At 70.3% G+C, this 18,206-nt stretch carries 15 protein-coding genes; 6 read left to right on the top strand and 9 right to left on the bottom strand.

All coding sequences use genetic code 11. The features are described 5' to 3' along the window. Positions 1-128 precede the first annotated feature (128 nt). Positions 129-389 carry a glutaredoxin family protein gene (locus AVP41_RS11460; protein ID WP_067164427.1) on the bottom strand — a complete coding sequence of 87 codons (261 nt, stop codon included), beginning with the start codon at positions 387-389 and terminating at the stop codon, positions 129-131. Positions 390-529: 140 nt separating this feature from the next. On the opposite strand from AVP41_RS11460, the gene AVP41_RS11455 reads away from it, so the two are divergent. Next, positions 530-1,690, top strand: coding sequence for a glycosyltransferase (locus tag AVP41_RS11455; protein WP_067164426.1), 1,161 nt, complete (start codon positions 530-532; stop codon positions 1,688-1,690). A 199-nt stretch (positions 1,691-1,889) separates the two neighbouring features. On the opposite strand, the gene AVP41_RS11450 is transcribed toward AVP41_RS11455, so the two are convergent. The 3 genes from AVP41_RS11450 to AVP41_RS11440 all read right to left on the bottom strand — a co-directional run bounded on the left by AVP41_RS11450 (position 1,890) and on the right by AVP41_RS11440 (position 4,490). Then, complete coding sequence (locus AVP41_RS11450) at positions 1,890-2,348, bottom strand: adenylyltransferase/cytidyltransferase family protein (RefSeq protein ID WP_067164425.1); 459 nt, start codon at positions 2,346-2,348, stop codon at positions 1,890-1,892. 202 nt (positions 2,349-2,550) lie between these two features. Then, entirely contained in the window at positions 2,551-3,465 is a 915-nt protein-coding gene (locus AVP41_RS11445) for a glycosyltransferase family 2 protein (RefSeq protein WP_067164424.1), read from the bottom strand. Continuing rightward, positions 3,462-4,490, bottom strand: a complete 1,029-nt coding sequence (locus tag AVP41_RS11440) for a glycosyltransferase (RefSeq protein WP_067164423.1) — start codon at positions 4,488-4,490, stop codon at positions 3,462-3,464. The genes AVP41_RS11445 and AVP41_RS11440 overlap by 4 nt, the downstream gene beginning before the upstream one ends. Before the next feature lie 108 nt (positions 4,491-4,598). Between AVP41_RS11440 and AVP41_RS11435 the strand changes: the two genes are divergently transcribed. The 5 genes from AVP41_RS11435 (at position 4,599) to AVP41_RS17010 (ending at position 12,799) form a co-directional block, all read left to right on the top strand. Next, on the top strand, positions 4,599-5,363 hold the full coding sequence (locus AVP41_RS11435) for a CDP-alcohol phosphatidyltransferase family protein (protein WP_067164422.1): 765 nt from the start codon (positions 4,599-4,601) through the stop codon (positions 5,361-5,363). Then, on the top strand, positions 5,360-6,256 hold the full coding sequence (locus AVP41_RS16830; RefSeq protein ID WP_231902737.1) for a glycosyltransferase family 2 protein: 897 nt from the start codon (positions 5,360-5,362) through the stop codon (positions 6,254-6,256). The genes AVP41_RS11435 and AVP41_RS16830 overlap by 4 nt, the downstream gene beginning before the upstream one ends. Further along, positions 6,253-7,116: a hypothetical protein gene (locus tag AVP41_RS11425; protein ID WP_067164421.1), complete on the top strand. Its 864-nt coding sequence runs from the start codon at positions 6,253-6,255 to the stop codon at positions 7,114-7,116. The genes AVP41_RS16830 and AVP41_RS11425 overlap by 4 nt, the downstream gene beginning before the upstream one ends. 128 nt (positions 7,117-7,244) lie before the next feature. Further along, positions 7,245-7,862, top strand: a complete 618-nt coding sequence (locus tag AVP41_RS11420) for a hypothetical protein (RefSeq protein ID WP_067164419.1) — start codon at positions 7,245-7,247, stop codon at positions 7,860-7,862. Between the two features lie 17 nt (positions 7,863-7,879). Then, the gene (locus AVP41_RS17010) at positions 7,880-12,799 is read left to right on the top strand and encodes a LamG domain-containing protein (RefSeq protein WP_067164417.1); all 4,920 of its coding nucleotides are present in this window, start codon (positions 7,880-7,882) and stop codon (positions 12,797-12,799) included. A 94-nt stretch (positions 12,800-12,893) separates the two neighbouring features. On the opposite strand, the gene AVP41_RS11410 is transcribed toward AVP41_RS17010, so the two are convergent. From AVP41_RS11410 to AVP41_RS11390, 5 genes are read right to left on the bottom strand one after another with little or no spacing between them, the layout of a single operon-like run. Continuing rightward, on the bottom strand, positions 12,894-13,343 hold the full coding sequence (locus AVP41_RS11410) for a DUF6389 family protein (protein WP_082829173.1): 450 nt from the start codon (positions 13,341-13,343) through the stop codon (positions 12,894-12,896). A 30-nt stretch (positions 13,344-13,373) separates the two neighbouring features. Next, entirely contained in the window at positions 13,374-14,402 is a 1,029-nt protein-coding gene (locus tag AVP41_RS11405) for an acyltransferase family protein (RefSeq protein WP_082829172.1), read from the bottom strand. A 17-nt stretch (positions 14,403-14,419) separates the two neighbouring features. Then, a complete protein-coding gene (locus tag AVP41_RS11400) occupies positions 14,420-15,880 on the bottom strand; it encodes a lipopolysaccharide biosynthesis protein (protein WP_067164415.1) in 1,461 nt (486 codons plus the stop codon). Continuing rightward, on the bottom strand, positions 15,877-17,079 hold the full coding sequence (locus AVP41_RS11395) for a Coenzyme F420 hydrogenase/dehydrogenase, beta subunit C-terminal domain (RefSeq protein WP_067164414.1): 1,203 nt from the start codon (positions 17,077-17,079) through the stop codon (positions 15,877-15,879). The genes AVP41_RS11400 and AVP41_RS11395 overlap by 4 nt, the downstream gene beginning before the upstream one ends. Beyond that, positions 17,076-18,179 carry a polysaccharide pyruvyl transferase family protein gene (locus AVP41_RS11390; RefSeq protein WP_231902736.1) on the bottom strand — a complete coding sequence of 368 codons (1,104 nt, stop codon included), beginning with the start codon at positions 18,177-18,179 and terminating at the stop codon, positions 17,076-17,078. The genes AVP41_RS11395 and AVP41_RS11390 overlap by 4 nt, the downstream gene beginning before the upstream one ends. Positions 18,180-18,206: the final 27 nt, after the last annotated feature.

The raw sequence follows: 18,206 nt of genomic DNA, 5'->3' as shown, positions 1-18,206 counted from the left end.
GGCGGCCAGCCTAGGGCGTGGGTGTCGCCCGCCGACAGCCCCGAACCCGCGTGCGGGAGGCGTCCCGTGACCCTGTTCCGTCGCAGCGTGCGCGGACGAAAGCCCGACGGTGCGGAAAGGACTCTCGGTCAGATCAGCGAGAGCTCCTTCAGCTTCGCGGCGACGTCGTCGTTGCTGGGCTCGACGTGGTGTGTGGCATCGGGGTAGACGACGACGGGGATGTTGGTGCGGCCGGAGATCTCGCGGGCGACCTCCGCGGCGGCCGGCTCCGCCTCCAGGTCGACGTAGGTGTACTCCACGCCCAGCTCGTCGAGCTGTGCCTTGGTCCGGCGGCAGTCGCGGCACCACTCGGCGCCGAACATCGTGATGGTCTTCTCGGTGGAGGTCATGCCTCTATTCTCGCGCTCTCGGCTCCTCCCCGGCCCTGCGGATGTCGTCGGTGACTCCGCAGGCGGACACGGGGCGTCGAAGACTCAGGTGATCGTGCGACGATAGATCTCTTGCTCCAGCACGCTCCCGGGGGATAGTCATCGATCTGTCGATCATCGTGCCGACGTACAACGAGGCTCCGAACGTCGCGGAGCTCGTGCGTCGTGTCGCCGCAGCGCTGGATGGTGCCGGCGGCGGCGTCCGCACGACCGCGGAGATCATCTTCGTCGACGACAGCACCGACGACACTCCCGAGGTGGTCCGTCTCGTCGCCGAGCAGGCCCCCCTCCCGGTGCGGCTGATCCACCGCACCGTACGCACCGGCGGACTCGGCGGAGCGGTCGTGGAGGGGCTGCGCGCCGCCACCGCCGATGCCTGTCTGGTGATGGACGGCGACCTCCAGCATCCGCCCGAGAAGATCCCCGAGCTGGTCGCCCGCTTCGACGAAGGCGATGTCGACGTCGTCGTCGCGTCGCGGTACGCGGGAGGGGGAACGGCGCACGGGCTGGCCGACCGCACTCGCGTGCTCGTCTCGAAGGCATCCACAGCGATCACGAAGGCGATGTTCCCGGTACGGCTGCGCGATGTCACCGACCCGATGACCGGCTTCTTCCTCGTGTCGCGCGCCGCGGTCGATCTCGACGGGCTGCGCCCGCGCGGGTTCAAGATCCTGCTCGAGATGCTGGTCCGTCGGTCCTTCCGGGTGGCCGAGGTGCCGTTCGACTTCGCCGATCGGCACGCGGGCGAGTCCAAGGCGTCGGTGCGACAGGGCATCCACTTCCTCGCGCAACTGGCCGCCCTCCGGTTCGGCAAGATGTCGCTCTTCGCGATCATCGGTGGCCTCGGCGCCGTGCTCAACGTCGGCATCGTCGCGGCGCTCACCCATTGGGGCGTCGGCTATCTCATCGCCGCGATCGTCGCGGCGGAGGTCACGATCGTCGGGAACTTCCTGCTCATCGAGCGCTTCGTCTTCTCCGACATGCGGGGCCAGGCCTCAGGGGTGTGGTCCCGTTTCGCGAAGTCGTTCGCCTTCAACAACGCCGAGGCGGTGGTGCGGATCCCCATCGTCGCCTTCATGGTCGAGACGGGGCACCTCTCCGCCGTCGTCGCGACCGCGATCACCCTCGTCGTCGCCTTCGTCGTCCGCTTCGTGTTCCACTCGCTCGTCGTCTACGCGCCGCGCAACGCGTCTCCGGCCAGTGCCGGCCGACAGGCCGCCCGCGAGCTCGACGAGCAGGCGGTGCAGCCGGGCGAGCTCTAGCGTCCTTCGTGCGGGCCGTGCGGGGCTGTGACGCACCCGGGAAACACGGAAGGACCGGTCCCCCTCGCGAGCACCGGTGTGGAGCGTGCGGAGGACCGATCCTTCCGATCGGGTGTCGACGGCGCCGAGTGGGGTGAGCCCAGGCGTTGGGGAGGCGGAGAGGGCTGCTGCTCGGCGCCGTCGAGTCTGTGGTGCCGCGCTAGGCCGACAGCGGCTGCGCGGCGAAGGTGTCGCTCGCGCTGCTGGCGGCTTCCAGCGCGCGGCGCAACTGGCTGCTGGAGGTATGGGCGGTGTAGGGGAAGTAGACGACCTCCACCCCGACCTCGGCGAACTCTCGCTCGAGGCGCATGCCCTTCTCCGTGCCACGCCAGTCGTCGCCCTTGAAGAAGTGGGTGAAGCCCACTTCGTGCCAGACGTCCATCTTGTCGGGCACGGTCTCGACGTACACGTGGTCGACGAACCGCAGCGACCGGACGATCGCGACGCGCTCCGACGTCGGGATGAAGGGCTCGATGCCCTTCACCGAACGCAGCATCTCATCGCTCACGACCCCGGCGACGAGAACGTCGCACTGGGACTTGGCGTGCCGAAGCAGATTGAGATGGCCGATGTGAAACAGGTCGAACGCACCCGCGGCATAGCCGATTCGCAGAGTCATTTGCCCCCCAGCAATTGACATGTCGACGACCTGAATCGTCGATTCCCCCAGAGAATCCTTCGAACCCCTTCGAAGGACGAACGCGACGGCCCCCGCCGACGCGCAGGTTCAGCATAGCGTGAAAATGCCCCGCCCTGCGCATGTGAGTTCTCTCATGTGCGGGAGAACGGCTCGGAAGGCACTCATCGAAGCTGTGTCGGACTCAGTTCCCGCCGTCGCGCCGACGGTACTCCGCGTAGTCGAATCCGAGGGCGCCGGCGACCATGCCGGCCCCCCGCCACTGCGCCCGAGCCCCTCGCGCGCGGTGGACGACGGAGCGCGTCAGCACCCCCACGCCGCGCCGCAGCGTGCCGGCCGCCACGCGGGCGATGCCCGCGCCGAGCCAGCGCAGCCGCGTGAGGACCCCCGGGCGGACCACGAGGTCGGTGCGCGTCGAACTGATCCCCACGCGATACGCGCGGCGCAGCACCCAGCGCGGTGTCAGGCGGTCGGCCGCGACGTCGTCGAAGACGAGCGCGTCGGGCGCGGCGACGATCCTTCCTCCCGCGGCCACCAGCTGCTTCGTGAAGAGGATGTCCTCACCTCCGCTGAGGCCGAAGCGCGGATCGAAGCGAAGGCCGCTGCGGCGGACAGCGTCCAGGTCGAGCAGCAGATTGTTGGTGGGAGCGGCCGGTTGCGAGGCGCCGGCGGGGAACGCGACACGGCGGAAGAACCCGCCGGCGTGGATCCAGGGATCGTCGAAGCCCTCGGGGAAGCGGGACTCGACGCGCCCGGAGACGGCGGCCGCCCCCGTGGCGCGCCACGTCTCGACCAGTCGCGCCAGCCAGTGGGCGTCTGGCCTCTCGTCGTCGTCGATGAAGACGAGAGCGCGCGCATCGCCGGCCTCGTCGAGCGCGCGGTTGCGGACCGCGGCCAGACCCCGCGACGGCTCGCGCACGTAGCGAGCGCCGTGGGCCGCGGCGACATCGGCTGCGGAACCGGCGGGGTCGTTGTCGATGACGCAGACCGACACGGCGGCATCGTCGGGACGGGCCTGCTCCGCGAGATCGGCCAGGAGCGTGGCGAGGAGGACGGGCCGACGGAACGTCGGGACCGCGATCACGATGCGGTCGGTCATGCGGTGCGCGCCCCTCGTCGCCGTGCCCGCGCGGCGCGGCGATAGGCCTCGGCGTGGGCGGTCCCCGTCGCCGCCCAGCCGCGCTGCGACAGGTCGGGCGACGTCCCCTGGTCGCCCGTGCGTACCGCGTCGAGCGCGCGCCCGATGTCGTCGGCGCTCAGCGTGCCCTCGAAGGTGTGCACCCATCCCGGTCCGACCTCCGCCGCGAGGGCGCGGTTGACCTCGTTGTCGGGCACGAGCACGGGGCGATCGAGGGAGAGCGCGGCGAGCACGGTGCCGGAGTTGTGCATGTGGACGTACGGGAGCACGACCAGCGACGCGGCCGTGACGGCCCGCGCGTAGTCCGCTTCCGTGAGGTACTCCAGCTGCAGCTCGATGCCCGGGGTCGTCGCGGCGAGCCGGCGCACCTCCGCGTCCATCTCCTCGGTGGTGGGTCGGCCGGAGATCGCGAGAGTGGCCTCCGGCCGCCGCGCGCGCAGATCGGCGAAGGCGGCGATGAGCGCTTCGACGCCCTTGTACCGGCGGACCAGCCCGACGAAGGCGAGGCGGTCGGGCACGCGCTCGGAACGCTCCATGCCGGCGAACCAGTCGACGTAGTGGCCGTGCGGTACCACGGCGACCGTCCCCGGAACCTCCGTCTGGTCGTTGAGCGCGATGCTGACGGCGGCCCGTCGTCGCACCGACTCCAGCATCCGGCGGTCCCAGCCGCTGATCCCGGAGGGGAGCTCGAGGTTGTGGACGGTGCGCACGATGGCGGTGCGAGTCAGCCGCAGTTTCCACAGCAGCGCCTGCATCCGCGCACGGCGGACCAGGCGGTGCACGGGCGTCCGTCCCTCCAGGAACACCTCCGGCCAATGGAAGTGCAGCACGTCGAGGCGGCCGAGCAAGGCGCCGGGCCACGAGAAGCGGAGGTGCTCGATCCCCTCCGCCTGCTCCAGGGCCTCGTCGAGCATGTGGATGTACGGGTTCGATGTGACCCGCGGCTTCCGGAACGACTGCATGACGCGCAGATGTCCACCGTTCATTGGCTCCCCTTCCGACGACGGTGATTCGCGCGACCCAGACTATGCCCGCCCCGCCGAGGTCGCGGACGCCGCGGACGCCTCGTCATATGATTCGTCTGTGCGCCGCTCATGACGAGGGACGGGGCACCGGGAGGGGGAACCGTTTTGTCGATCGTCGATTCTTACCGAGCGCTCGCCGCGGCGCAGAAGGGGCACGCGCGCGGCGCGCCGGCCTACTCGGTCTACGTGAACCGCCGCATGGGCCGCTTCTTCGCGGCGGTCGCGCACCGTCTCGGTTTGACGCCGAACCAGGCCTCGGCCATCAGTGCCGTCCACACCTTTCTCGCGATCGGGTTGATCGCGGCCGCGCCCGTCGAGGCATGGACAGGGTTCGTCGCCGCCGCGCTCCTCGCCCTGGGGTACGCGTGGGATTCCGCCGACGGACAGCTGGCCCGGCTCCGCGGGGGCGGCACGGTCCAGGGCGAGTGGCTGGATCACTTCATCGATGCGCTCAAGCTGTCCTCGCTGCACCTGGCTGTGCTCGTGGGCCTGTACCGAGCGATCCCGGACCAGCCCGTGCTGCTGCTCATCCCGCTCGTGTTCTCCATCGCGTCGTCGACCGGGTTCGCCGGGATGCTCCTCAACGACCTCCTCAAGAGCACGCGGGGCGTCGCCTCGACGCATCAGCGCGGCGGCGGCACCCTCGGACGCTCCGTCCTCCTGCTTCCGACGGACTTCGGACTCGTCTGCCTCGTCTTCGTGTTCTGGGGCTGGCCGCCGCTCTTCCTCGTCTTCTACGGCCTGCTCGCTCTCGTGGCCGTGCTGTTCCTGGCCGCCGCGGCGGTCAAGTGGTCTCGGGAGATGCGCGCGATCGGCACGGACGGATCGTCGTGACCTCCGCCGCGCTCATCGTCGTCAACTACGGATCCAGCGCGCTCCTGGAGCGCAACCTCGTGCCGCTGGCGGAGTCCGCACCCTGGCTGCGCGTGCACGTCGTGGACTGCTTCCGCGATCCGGCCGAGCAGGCTGCGGTGCGTGCCCTCGCCGAGGAGCACGGCTGGCAGACGCTGCTGCTGGAACGCAATCTCGGGTTCGGCGGCGGGGTCAACCGCGGCGCCGATGCGGCGATCGCCGACGGCGCCGAGGTGATCCTCGTGCTCAATCCCGATGCCACGCTGCCGGCCGCGTCGGCCCGCGCGCTCGTCGATGCTGCCGCGACCGACCCCGAGACGCTCGTCTCGCCGGTGGTGCTGCGGCCCGACGGCAGCATCTGGAGCGGGGGCATGGACCTCCACCTCGACGATGGTTCGCTCTCCGGCATCCGCTTCCGCGAGCGCAACGGCGATCGCCCGCGCCGCATGTGGGTCTCCGGAGCGTGCTTCGCGATCTCCGCCGCCCTCTGGCGTCGCGTCGGCGGATTCGACGAGGACTTCTTCCTCTACTGGGAGGACGTCGACCTCTCGCACCGCATCCTCGATGCGGGGGGACGCCTCGTCATCGACGACACGATCACCGCGGTCCACGACGAGGGCGGCACGCAGCAGTCGGTCGACCCCGGTCGCGCCCGGTCGGAGCTGTTCTACTACTACAACATCCGCAATCGGCTCCTGTACGCCGCCCGGCACCTCGACGCGGAGACGTACCGGCAGTGGCGACGCTCCACGCTGCGGGTCTCCTACGGCACGCTCCTGGGCGGTGGCCGTCGCCAGCTCGTGCGGTCGATCGCGCCGTGGCGGGCGCTCGCGCGCGGGATGCGCGACGGGCTGCGCGGAAAGGTGGGACCGTGAAGCGCCCCGGAGTCGTGGCCGTCACACGGCCCTACCATGGGCTGGGAAACCGCGTGCGCGTCGTGCTGTCGGCGCAGCTGCTGGCCGAACAGACCGGCCGCTCGTTCGCGTACGTGTGGCCGACCGGGCGCCCGTTCGGAGCGCGGATGGACCAGCTGTGGCACACCGAGCGGCAGCGGATCTCGCGCGCCCGGTCGATCCTGCTCTCCCGTGCCCACCCCTACCGAGACGCCGGACTGGAGTGGATCCCGGAGGCGACCGACGACGACCTCTGGCAGATCCGCACCTCGCAGCCGCTGGCGCTTCCCGAGGGGATCGACGCGTGGCATCCCCTCCTGCGGGAGCTTCGTCCCGTGCCCGAGGTGGCCGATCGTGTGCACCGGGTCTTCGACGACCATTTCCGGGGTGCGCCGTACGTCGGCGTCATGGTGCGCACGCATGCCGTGTCGCACGAGAACACGCTGCGCGAGTCTCCGATCGAGTGGTACCTGGACCGCCTGTCCGAGATCCGACGCGAGCACGGGCCCGTGCCCTTCTTCGTCTCGGCCGACACGGTGGCGGCGCAGGAGCGGATCCAAGCCGCCTTCCCCGGCACGGTGGGCCTCGGAGACAAGGGCGCGTACAACAGCCTGGGTGCGCTGCGGCTGTCGCTCGTGGATCTCTATCTCCTGGCGAGCTCGGCGCACATCGTCGGGCCGCACTACTCGAGCTTCCCGGAGCTCGCGCTCTACCTGGCGGGTCCCGCCATCCGCTTGGAGACGTCGCGAAGTCCAGAGGACACGCGATTGCGCGCTACCGACGAGCTCACGCAGGTGGAGGACCCCACCCGCCCGTCGGAAAGAAAACGCGCAAACTCCTAGGCGATTCGCGCAAGCGTGTGGTAGATTCCCGACTCTGGGGAATAAGAGGTCGAACCTGTCCTCGGCGAGTGGGATCGCCGAACAAGGAATGACAGGCGATCTCGTTTGGGGACTGGGGAGTCTCGTCAATGGGGGAACGACGTTACACGCGCCATATCGGCGCCGTCATCGCACTTGCGTCCGTGATCGCGCTGTCTGCGTGCTCCGGAATCGCGGCGGAGACCGGCGCCGCCGGCAACGCCAGCGCGGCGCCGACGGCTGACGGCACACAGAACACCACGCCCGCACCGACCGAGACGGTGCCCGCTCCGAACGGCGGGTCCATCGACGAGGTCGAGAAGTCGGGCGGCAAGGTCGAGACCACCAAGGTCGGCCTGAAGGACGAAGCCGACGTCGGGGGTGACGTCACCGCGCGGATCACCAAGATCCGCTCGCTGGATGTCACCGCTCAGACGCCGGGCGAGATCTCCGGTCCGGCCGTGGCCGTCGACGTCTCGCTCACCAACGGCGGCGCGAAGCCCATCGACATCGCCACCGCGATGGTCGGCCTCACCGCCGACGGCGACGTCTTCGGCCAGCCGACGACCTCTGAGCCTTACGCGCCCTTCGCCGGCGAACTCGCCGCGGGAGACACCGCTGAAGCGACGTACGTCTTCCTTCTTCCCGAGAAGTCCCGCAAGGACTTCGTCGTGAGCATCCAATACGTGGCAGGCGCGACGATCGCGCTGTTCGCCGAACAGAACTGAGAACAAGGATCCCCCCGATGAACATCACCGAGAAGATCTGGCGCAGCGTCGCCGTCCTCGCCGCCGCGGCCGTCGTGGCCGCCGGCGCTGTCGTCGGCGGCGGTGCCGCCGTGGCCGCCGACGGCGACCTGAGCGGCGTCGCGCCCATCGAACAGCGCAACGCCAAGACGGTCACCGCCGACGCGCTGCCCACCGTGCAGCTGGACTCCGGCATCGTCTGGACGCAGGTCATGAACGGGAACACCGTCTACGCGGGCGGCAGCTTCTCGCAGACCCGTCCCGCCGGTGCCGCTCCGGGCACCAACCTGACGGCCCGCTCGAACCTGCTGGCCTACGACGTGCGCACGGGCAACCTGCTGCCCTTCGCTCCCGACATCAAGGGCACCGTCAAGGCGCTCGCGCTCTCGCCCGACGGGCGCACCCTCTACGTCGGCGGCAGCTTCCAGAAGGTCGGCGACGCCACGCGCTTCAACGTCGCGGCGTTCGACACCGCCACCGGTCAGCTCTCCAACACGTTCAAGCCGGCCATCGGCGGATCGTTCGTCAATGCGATCGTCGCCACCGACACCGCCGTCTACTTCGGCGGCCTGATCGGCGCCGCCGGCGGCATCTCGCGACAGAACCTCGCCGCGGTGAGCGCCTCCAACGGAGCGGTCCTGGGCTGGGCGCCCACCACCGACCTGCAGGTCGACTCGATGGTCCTGGCCCCCGGCGGCGGCAAGCTGATCGCCGCGGGTCGCTTCGCCAACGTCAACGGCTCGCTCCAGCGCGGACTCGCCGCACTCGACCTCACCAGCGGCGCTCTCCTGCCGTGGGCGGTGACCAACACGGTCAAGAACGGTCGCAACGACGGATCCGGAAGCTCCGGCAAGGCGGGTATCTGGGCCATCTCCGCCGACTCCAAGAACGTCTACGGCACCGGGTGGGTCTTCTCCGACGTCGCCACAGGCAACCTGGAGGGTCTCTTCGCCGCCGACGGCCAGACCGGTGACGTGGCGTGGATCGCCGACTGCCACGGTGACCACTACGGCGTCTTCTCCGACGGCACCAACGTCTACAGCACGGGTCACGAGCACGAGTGCACGACGGCCGGAGGCCTTCCGCAGGGCGACGGGACGCTGCGTCACGCGACCGTCTACACGGCCGAGCGTAAGGGCACGCTGACCCGCTCGCCCTACGTCAACAACATCTACGCCGACTGGAGCGGGTATCCCGCACCGGCCGCCGTCAACTGGTTCCCCGAGTGGCTCACCGGCACCGCGTCCGGCATGGGCCAGGCCGGCTGGACCATCACGGGCAACGACGACTACGTGGTCTTCGGTGGCGAGTTCATCGGCGTCAACAACCAGAGGCAGCAGGGTCTCGTGCGATTCGCGCGCAAGCCCGCCAGCGGTGCCAAGCAGGGACCGCGCCTCTCCGGTGCGGACTGGGCGCCCACCAGCACCAAGTCGCTGTTCCCCGGCACGCTGTCGGTGAGCATCGGCTCCAACTGGGACCGCGATGACCGCGACCTCACCTACGAGCTGTGGGAGCAGGGCGCCAGCGCCCCGGCGGCCACCGTCACCAAGGCGTCCACCTTCTGGAACCTGCCGGGTGTCTCTCTGACGGCCACGGGTCTCACTGCGGGAACCACGCACACGTACCGCGTCGTGGTCCGCGACGGCGACGGCAACTCCGTGACGAGCTCGGAGATCACCGGCACCGTGACCAACAACCTGCCCTCGGCGTACGCCGACCAGGTGCTGGCGACGTCCCCGTCGATCTACTGGCGCTTCACCCCGTCCAGCTTCACGGCGGACTGGGCCGGCAGCCGCGACGCCGTGGCGGGAACGGGCGTCACGAGCGTGAACGGCTCCGCGATCCCCGGCGAGACCGGTGCCGCGCAGTTCAACGGATCGCAGAGCGGCACGGCGTCGACCGCGACCACCGTCCCGACCACCGCCCGCTTCAGCGTGGAGCTGTGGTTCAAAGCGGCCCCGGGTAACTCGGGCAAGCTGATCGGGTACGGAAGCTCCCGCACGGGTGACTCCGGTTCCTACGACCGTCACGTCTACCTCACCGACAACGGCCGCATCGTCTTCGGTGTCTATCCGAACGCGGTCCGCACCGTGATGTCGCCGAGCAACAAGTCGTACGCCGACAACCAGTGGCACCACGTGGTGGCCACCCAGGGGACCGGGGGCATGGCCCTCTACCTCGACGGTCAGTTGAGCGCATCCGACGCCTCGGTCACGACCGCCCAGGACTACACCGGGTATTGGCGCATCGGCGGCGACAACCTCAACGGGTGGCCGAACCAGCCGTCGAACAACCGCTATTACACGGGACAGCTCGACGAGGTCGCCGTCTACGGCGCGGCGCTCACGGCCCAGCAGGTCGCGCAGCACTACGCGGTCGGCACCGGTGCCGGTGTTCCCACCGCCTCGTTCCAGGTGACCGGCACCGACCTCAGCCGGTCGTTCGACGCCTCGGCCTCGACGGCGGCGAGCGGTCAGAGCATCAGCTCCTACACGTGGGACTTCGGCGACGGCACCCCGTCCGCCTCCGGCGTGACCGCCACGCACACCTACGCGACGCCGGGCACCTACACGGTCACGCTCAAGGTCACCGACAACCGCGGGCTGGTCTCGACCCAGACCGCGACCGTCACCGCGACGCCTCCGCACCAGGCACCCACCGCGATGATCGCGCACACCGAGAGCGGCCTCACGGCATCGTTCGACGGCTCGGGCTCGACCGCGATGACCGGGTCCACGGTCGAGGGCTACGCATGGGACTTCGGCGACGGAGCCACTTCGACCGCGGTCTCGCCCACGCACCGCTACGACGCGGCCGGCACCTACACCGTGTCCCTCATCGTGACCGATGAGACCGGCGCGCACAGCACGGCGGCGACCGCGCAGGTGACCGTGACCCATGCCGATCCGGTGGCGGCGTTCGACGTGACCGCGGCGGGCCCGTCGGTGTCGACCGATGCGAGCGGCTCGTCCGCGTCGGACGGTGCGACGCTCTCCTACTCGTGGAACTGGGGCGACGGGAGCCCGGCCGGTACCGGCAAGACCGCGACCCACACCTACGCACAGGCCGGCACCTACGCGGTCACCCTGACGGTCACCGACAGCCTCGGCTCGACCGCGACGGTGAGCCATGACGTGCAGGTGTTCGCCGAGGTGTTCCTCGCTCGCGACACGTTCGACCGCACCGTCGCCAGCGGCTGGGGCACGGCCGACGTCGGCGGCAGCTGGTCGGGCGCCACGGGCTTCTCGGTCGCCGACGGCGCCGGCAAGATCTCGGTCGGCAAGTCGCAGACCCGCCGGATCTCGCTGCCTGACCCGCAGACCAACGCGTTCGACATGTCGCTCGTCTTCTCGTCCGACAAGGTCGCCGACGGCGGTGGCATCCACTTCAACGTCGTCGGGCACCAGGACGCGACGGGTGAGTACCGGGCGAAGCTGCGGATCTCCGCGGCCGGTGCGGTCACCGTGAACCTGGCGACCGTCATCGGCTCGACCGAGACCTTGATCGCGGCCAAGACGCTCACGGGCTACACCTACACGGCCGGCGCGAAGCTGAACGTCCGCTTCCTCGTGGAGCAGCCGACCGCATCGCGTACCGACCTCAAGGTCAAGGTGTGGCCGGTGGGCTCGAGCGAGCCGACCGACTGGACCACGACGGCCTCGAACACGGAGAACACGCTGCAGGGTGCCGGATCGTTCGGCGTCGGAGCCTACGGCACCGGCACCATCACCAACGGACCCGTGACGGTGTCGGTCGATGACCTCGTCGTCCGCGGCACCGCCGTCGCTCCGCACGCGGCACCCGTCGCCAAGATCGCCGCGATGGCCGACGGCCTGACCGCCTCGTTCGACGGCACCGAGTCGTCGGCCTCGGATGGGGCGACCATCACGGGGTACTCGTGGAACTTCGGCGACGGCAAGACCTCGACGGCGGCGAAGCCCTCCCACACGTACGATGCGGCAGGCACCTACGCGGTGACGCTCACGGTCACCGATAGTGCGGGGGCCACCAGCACGCCCGTGTCGACCAACATCGTCGTCGAGCACGCACGGCCCGTCGCGAAGCTGACGACGGCCGCCGCGGGGCTCACGGTCACCGTCGACGGCGGAGACTCCACCGCCTCCGACGGGGCGACGCTCACGTACAGCTGGACCTGGGGCGACGGTTCGTCGGCCTCGACCGGTCGTACCGCGTCGCACAGCTACGCCGCGTCGGGCCAGTACGACGTCACCCTGACCGTCACCGACAGTCTGGGGGCGACCGCGTCGGCGACCAAGAGCGTGACGGTGTCCAACGACTCGTTCGTCGCACGAGACGACTTCGAGCGGACCGTCGCCACCGGGTGGGGAACCGCGATCGACGGCGGCGCCTGGAGCGGCACCACCGGGCTCTCGGTCGCCGACGGCGCAGGCCTGCTGACGGTCGGCAAGTCGCAGACGCGGACGGCCACGCTCTCGGACGTCTCCGCACGTGATCTCGACGCCCGTCTGACGTTCTCGACCGACAAGGTGGCCGACGGCGGCGGACTCCACCTCAACTACGCGGTGCACAAGAACGGCAGCAACGAGCTGCGTGCGAAGCTCCGGATCTCGTCGGCGGGTGTCGTCGCGGTCGGCGTTGCGAAGGTCGTCGACGGCACGGAGACGCTGATCGCCAACCGCAACCTCACCGGGTACACCCACACTGCGGGCGCCAAGCTCAACGTGCGCTTCCAGACGACCTCGGCCGACGGCACCACGACGCTGCGCGTCAAGGTGTGGGCAGCGGGCACCGACGAGCCCACCGCCTGGTGGGTCACCGGCACGGACACGACCGCCGCTCTGCAGAGCGCGGGCCAGATCGCGGTCAGCAGCTACGTTGCCGGCACTGCCACCAACGGTCCGGTCGTCGTCTCGGTGTACGAACTCTCCGCCAAGTAAGCGGCACGCATCACGCATCGGCCCCCGAGGCGGTTCCGAGAGGAACCCCCGGGGGCCGATGGCGTGAGACGCCGTCCTCTCGCCGGCGTGAACCTCAGGTGCGCCCCGGTCGGCGAAGCTCGCGTGGGTCGATCTCGCCGTCCGGAGTCTGCAGCACCCAGACGCGATCTGCGGCGCCTGTGGGGAGGAGAGCCGTGAGCCACTCCGCGACCACATCCACCAGGGCCTCCTGCAGGTCGGCCCGCGTCCACCCCGATGGCCGGTCCGGGACCGGAGGCTCCCACCCGGACTCGGTCCAGACGACGTCCACCAGCTGTCGCTCGTCGCCGAGCCGCTGCTGAGTGACGAAAACCGACTCGCCCTCGAACCGCGCCCAGACGTCGAACGGGCCTTCCGCGTCGTCGTCCACGAACAGATCGAGCACGATCTCCTCGATGTCCGCCTCGGCGGCCGCGCGCGAGATCAACCCGAGCCGCCGGAGGGTCTCCGCCTCGGTCGACTCCAGGACGGAGCGCAGCGCATCACGGTACTCGCGGACATCCATCCGCTCAGGATACGGGGCGCGCGATAGGCCCTAGCGCGTCGCCGTCCGCCGCGGGGCCACCCATCCGAGGGCTCGGTCCACGCCGCGGGTGAGCGGGCGCGGGGCGCGGAACAGCCAGCACACCGGGATCCGTTCCTTCGCGGCGGCGAGGAGGGTTCCCACCACGAGGGCCGCCACGAGATTGATCGCGGCGACGAGCAGCGGCGGGAGCACGCCCAGCAGGGCCTCGGAGATCAGGGCCATGACCGGGAAGTGGCTCACGTAGTACACGAGCGAGGAGCGCCCGGCGAAGCGCAGCGCCCCCAGTCGTCGTCGTCCTCGTTCGAGGGAGCCGTACAGGGCGGCGAGGAAGAGGCTCCCCGCCAGACTGAAGGGGGCTCCCCAGACCGCGTACTGGAGCGGATCGGTCCACAGCGCGGCGGCGATCCCGAAGCCCGCCGCAGCGACGGCCAGCGGAGCCGCCACCCGCCACTGCGTCAGGGTGTCCAGGACCCCGCGACGCCGGGCGAGCCACGCGCCGGCGAAGAAGAACACCGCGAAGTAGGCCATTCGCTGCTCCGTGGTGCCGTAGGGCAGCACGAGGCCGAGCACCGCGGCGCCTGCGACTGGCACCCACCCCGGAAGCCTGCGGAACGCCGGGGCGATGAGGTAGTAGACGCCGATGAAGAACAGGAACCACAGGTACGACGTGGCGTACCACGCGCGCCAGTGCCACCACGGCATGCCCTCGATGTCGAGGAAGGTCGCCTTCGCGATCAGCACCCACACCACGTAGGGCCACAGGATCATCGCGAACTTGCCCGCGTAGTAGGTCGGCAGCGGCTTGCTCAGCGACTTCGCGAGGAGCATGCCGGACAGGAGCATGAGTGTGGGCATGCGGAACGGCAGGAAGAAGGCGTTCACGGCGCGGATGGCGTCGGGCATCTCGGCGCCGTACATCTCCGGCACGGCGCTGGCGTGCCACAGCAGAAGGAGCAGGATCGCCGTTCCGCGGACGGAGTCCATCCAGTGGATACGGCCCCCCGGCGATGCGCCCGTCGATCGTCCACCCGGTGTCATGGCATCCCCCTTGCCCGTCACTTCTTGCGGTTCAGCATCAGTCGGGCGAACCACACGAGGGTGGCCGCATCCTTTCGGAACAGCGGGAACACGAGGAAGAACGCCGCGGCCAGCAGCCCCGCCACTCCTCCGATCGCGAGCTGGGCGACGGGCACGAGCCCGCCCGCCGCGAAGACCCCCGCGGCGGCGGCCGCGAAAGCGGCGGCCAGGCACACGGCGAGGATCCGCGCGGCGCCCGCGTAGAGCTCCCGCACCGGCATGGGGGTGAGTCGTGACAGCCACCAGAGCGAGATCGGCCACGACAACGCGGGCGCGATCGCGAACCCGGCCGCCACCCCCACGACGCCGAAGAACGAACCGGTCACGAGGCAGACGACCTTGATCGCCAGGCTCACCATCGTGTAGCGGAACAGCTGTGCGGTGAGGCCACGCGAGACGTACACCCAGTAGCCGATCATCGAGATGTTCGAGAGCATCGCGGCGATCGCGAAGAGGCAGAGGATGGGGGCGGCCTCGAGCCAGCGCGGCCCGAGCATGACCGCGACGACGGGGGTCGAGAGCGCGGCGAGCACGGCCAGGGCGATGCCGATGCCGTAGCCGAGCGCCAGCTGTCCGGCCACGACGTAGCGCTCGAAGCGCGGCTGATCCCCCTGTACCCGTGCGAACACCGGCTGGGCGACGCTGTTGATGGGTGCGCGCACTTGGTTGAGGGGGGTCATGACCAGCTGGAACGCGCGGTTGTACAGACCGAGCGCGGCCGTACCGAAGCGCGCACCGACCAAGACGGTGTCCAGCTGCGAGCCCGCGTACATGAGGAGGTTGGTGGCCACGAGGTTCCACCCGAAGCCGATGAAGCCGCGGATGCTCTCGGTGCGGTCGGGAAGTCGCGGCCACCAGCGCGCGAGCACCATGGCCCCGGCCATCCCCACGGCGGCGACGATCAGCTGCTGGAGCACCAGCGCCCAGTACCCGAGGCCGCCGAGGGCGGCGGGGATCGCGATCCCCAGTCCGATCACCGCGGCGGCGATGTCGACGACCGCGATCGCCTTGAACCGTAGGGCTCGGAGCAGACTCGCGCGGTGCTGCGTCGCCAGGCCGTTGAGGATGAACAGCAGCGACAGGCACTGCACCATCGCCTGGATCTGCGGCAGGCCGGTGATCCAGGTCGCCGGCCACGACACGAAGAAGACGATGACGCACAGGGTGGCGCCGATGGCCGCGTTGAGCCAGAAGAGGTTGTCGCGCTGTCCGCGGCTGAGCGTCGGCGCCTGGATCGAGGCGGCGGTGAGGCCGAAGTCGCGGAAGATCTCGCCGGCGCCCACGATGACGAGCACGATCGCGAGCAGGCCGTAGTCGTCCGGCGTGAGCAGGCGCGACAGGATCGCGACCGAGGCGAGCTGCAGGAGGATCTTGACGCCCTGCGCGCCCAGCGTGAAGAACATGCCTCGCGCAGCGGACTGCGCGAGCGTGCCGCTCATCGCCCGGCCTTGAGCGCCGTCCGCACGCGCCGGAAGGTGCCGCGTGCAGTGCGGACCGCGGTGCGCGGAGCGGAGAGCGTCAGACGCAGCAGCCCATAGCCGCGGTAGCGCGGCGCCGGGCGTCCCGCCAGACGCGAACCCAGCAGGCGCGCGAAGAGGAACGTGCGCCTGCTCGCCTGCAGCGGCTGCGCCGACACGAGAGCGGGCGGATCGAGGGGTCTCAGCTGCAGGAACCCCGCTTCCTCGGCCGCGAGAACCGCGGCCAGCCCACGGGGCGTGCGCGCGATGAGGGCGCTCTGCCCGGCTCCCTCATCGAAGACGGGATAGCCGCGCTCGTCGGTTTCCCACGAGTCGGCCGCCACGACGTCGGCCGACTCGCCGATGCCGTCGGGGCAGATCTTGCACCGCCACTGGGTCGCGGGGCCAAGCGTGGAGCCCCAGGAGTTCTCGTAATCCGTGCTCACCTCCCCGCCGTCGAACGCGGCGACGAAGCGCCCCGGCCATCCGTCGCCGCGATAGCGCAGTGACGTGACCTCGCTGATCTCGGGGCCGCCGAGGTCGCGGACGAGCTTCTCCGTCGCGGACTGGTTCGGTGTGCCCGCGCAGAAGAAGGAGAGCAGGAGAGGAGCGTCGTCGGTGAGCCGGGCGGCGCGCAGAGCGCTCACCTCGCACGGCTTGCCCGTGACCGCGGTGGGCGCCTCCAGGATGGCCGGATCGCCCGCGACGGCGACCGGCGCGTATCGCGATCCCGCCGAGGCGAGGGCCTGCGCCTTGGTCGTGATCGTCACCGGCACTGTGCGGGACGGCGCCGCGGGCGACGCGGTGGCCGAGACGATCCGCGCGTCGACGTCGCGACTCACCAGCCACTGATGGAGCGCCGTCAGTGCGCCCCCGCTGGAGCCGCGGAAGCGCGCCTCCTCGTCGGTGGCCGACGCGACCCACATGCCGAAGTACGAGCCCAGCAGCGGGTGGCGTTGCGCCCCCTCCGGGCGCTGCGCATCCATCCGCCGCCCGGGGCACGCGCGATCGAAGATCGTCGCGGCGCCGTCGAGCTCGGCGGGGACGCCGGCTTCGACCGGGCGCAGATACCCCGTCGCCTCCGACATCTCGAGCCCGCGGTCGAGCAGCGTGCACAGACCGCAGCCGGAACAGGCGTCCGCCGCCACGACGGAGCGGACCCGGTCGCGCAGCGCGGTCACAGCAGGGCTCGCAGATCGCTCTCGATCGCCGTGATCGCCTCACGGCCGCGATCTCGGGCGGCCTCGGCGTCCGCGGTGAGGGACGGGCCGGTCGCCGTCGCCACCACCTGGGCGGCCAGGGCGTCCGGTTCGCCGAGCGCGTGGACGTGCGGCCACCCGATCTCGTCGAAGAGAGGCTTGAACTTCCGCGAGTACGAGATCGCGATGGCCGGCGTTCCCGTCGACACCGCGTTGAGGCACGCGTGCATGCGGGATCCGATCACCACGGCGGAGCCGGCGATCGTCTCGCGGACGTCGTCGAGGTCGGTCGGAACGTGGAGGTCGATGCGTCCGTCGTACTCGTCCGCGAGCATGCGCGACACCGGCACGTCGTTGTCGTGATCGGCTGAATCGAGGACGTGCGGGAGGAGCGTCACGCCGCGGCCGGCATCGAGGAGGCCCGCGATCGTCGCCCGGACGAACCGCTGGTACCGCTCGCTGTCGACGTGACTGTTGGGCTTCCACAACAGCCCCGACACGTTCAGCAGGACGTCGTGGCCCGTGCTCGGCGTCGGCTGGTCGATGCCGAAGACGAGATCGCTCGCGAGGCGATCGACGGGGCGGCCGAGCTCACGCGCGGCGGCCACGCTCGCGGGGTCGCGCGCATAGACGAGCGACGAACGGCGCATGTTCCGCCGAGCGGCGAGACGCCCCGTGCGGCTTCCGAAGGGACCGATGGTCTGGGGTGCCAGCACCGTGGGCACACCGGCCTGCTGGGCGAACTCGTACAGCATCGACATCTTCAGGTGCCGGTCCAGGCCGTAGATGTCGGCGAAGCTGTCGCCCGACCGGGTGTCCCACACCAGGTCGAAGGAACGCAGCCACGTCATCATGCCGTGCTCGCGCAGCACCCGTTCGCGGATCAGCGAGCGCTTGCGGCCGAAACGGAGCTGCTCGGGCCGGTGCCCGAAGTCGACGAACTCGACCTCGACATCGGGCCAGACGCGGCGCAACAGGTCGCGAGAACCCCGCGCCAGCGCCCGTACCCCCAGATTCGTCGACGCGTCACTCGCCCATAGAACAACTGCCCGCACTGATGGCCTCCCCCTGGCTCGGTGCATGGTGAGGTCCTATTCTACGGTTCAATT

It is taken from the genome of Microbacterium sp. TNHR37B, assembly GCF_001620065.1.
GTDB lineage: Bacteria > Actinomycetota > Actinomycetes > Actinomycetales > Microbacteriaceae > Microbacterium.
Note: the sequence above shows the minus strand (reverse complement) of the source record. Positions and strands in the feature narration are given on the sequence as shown.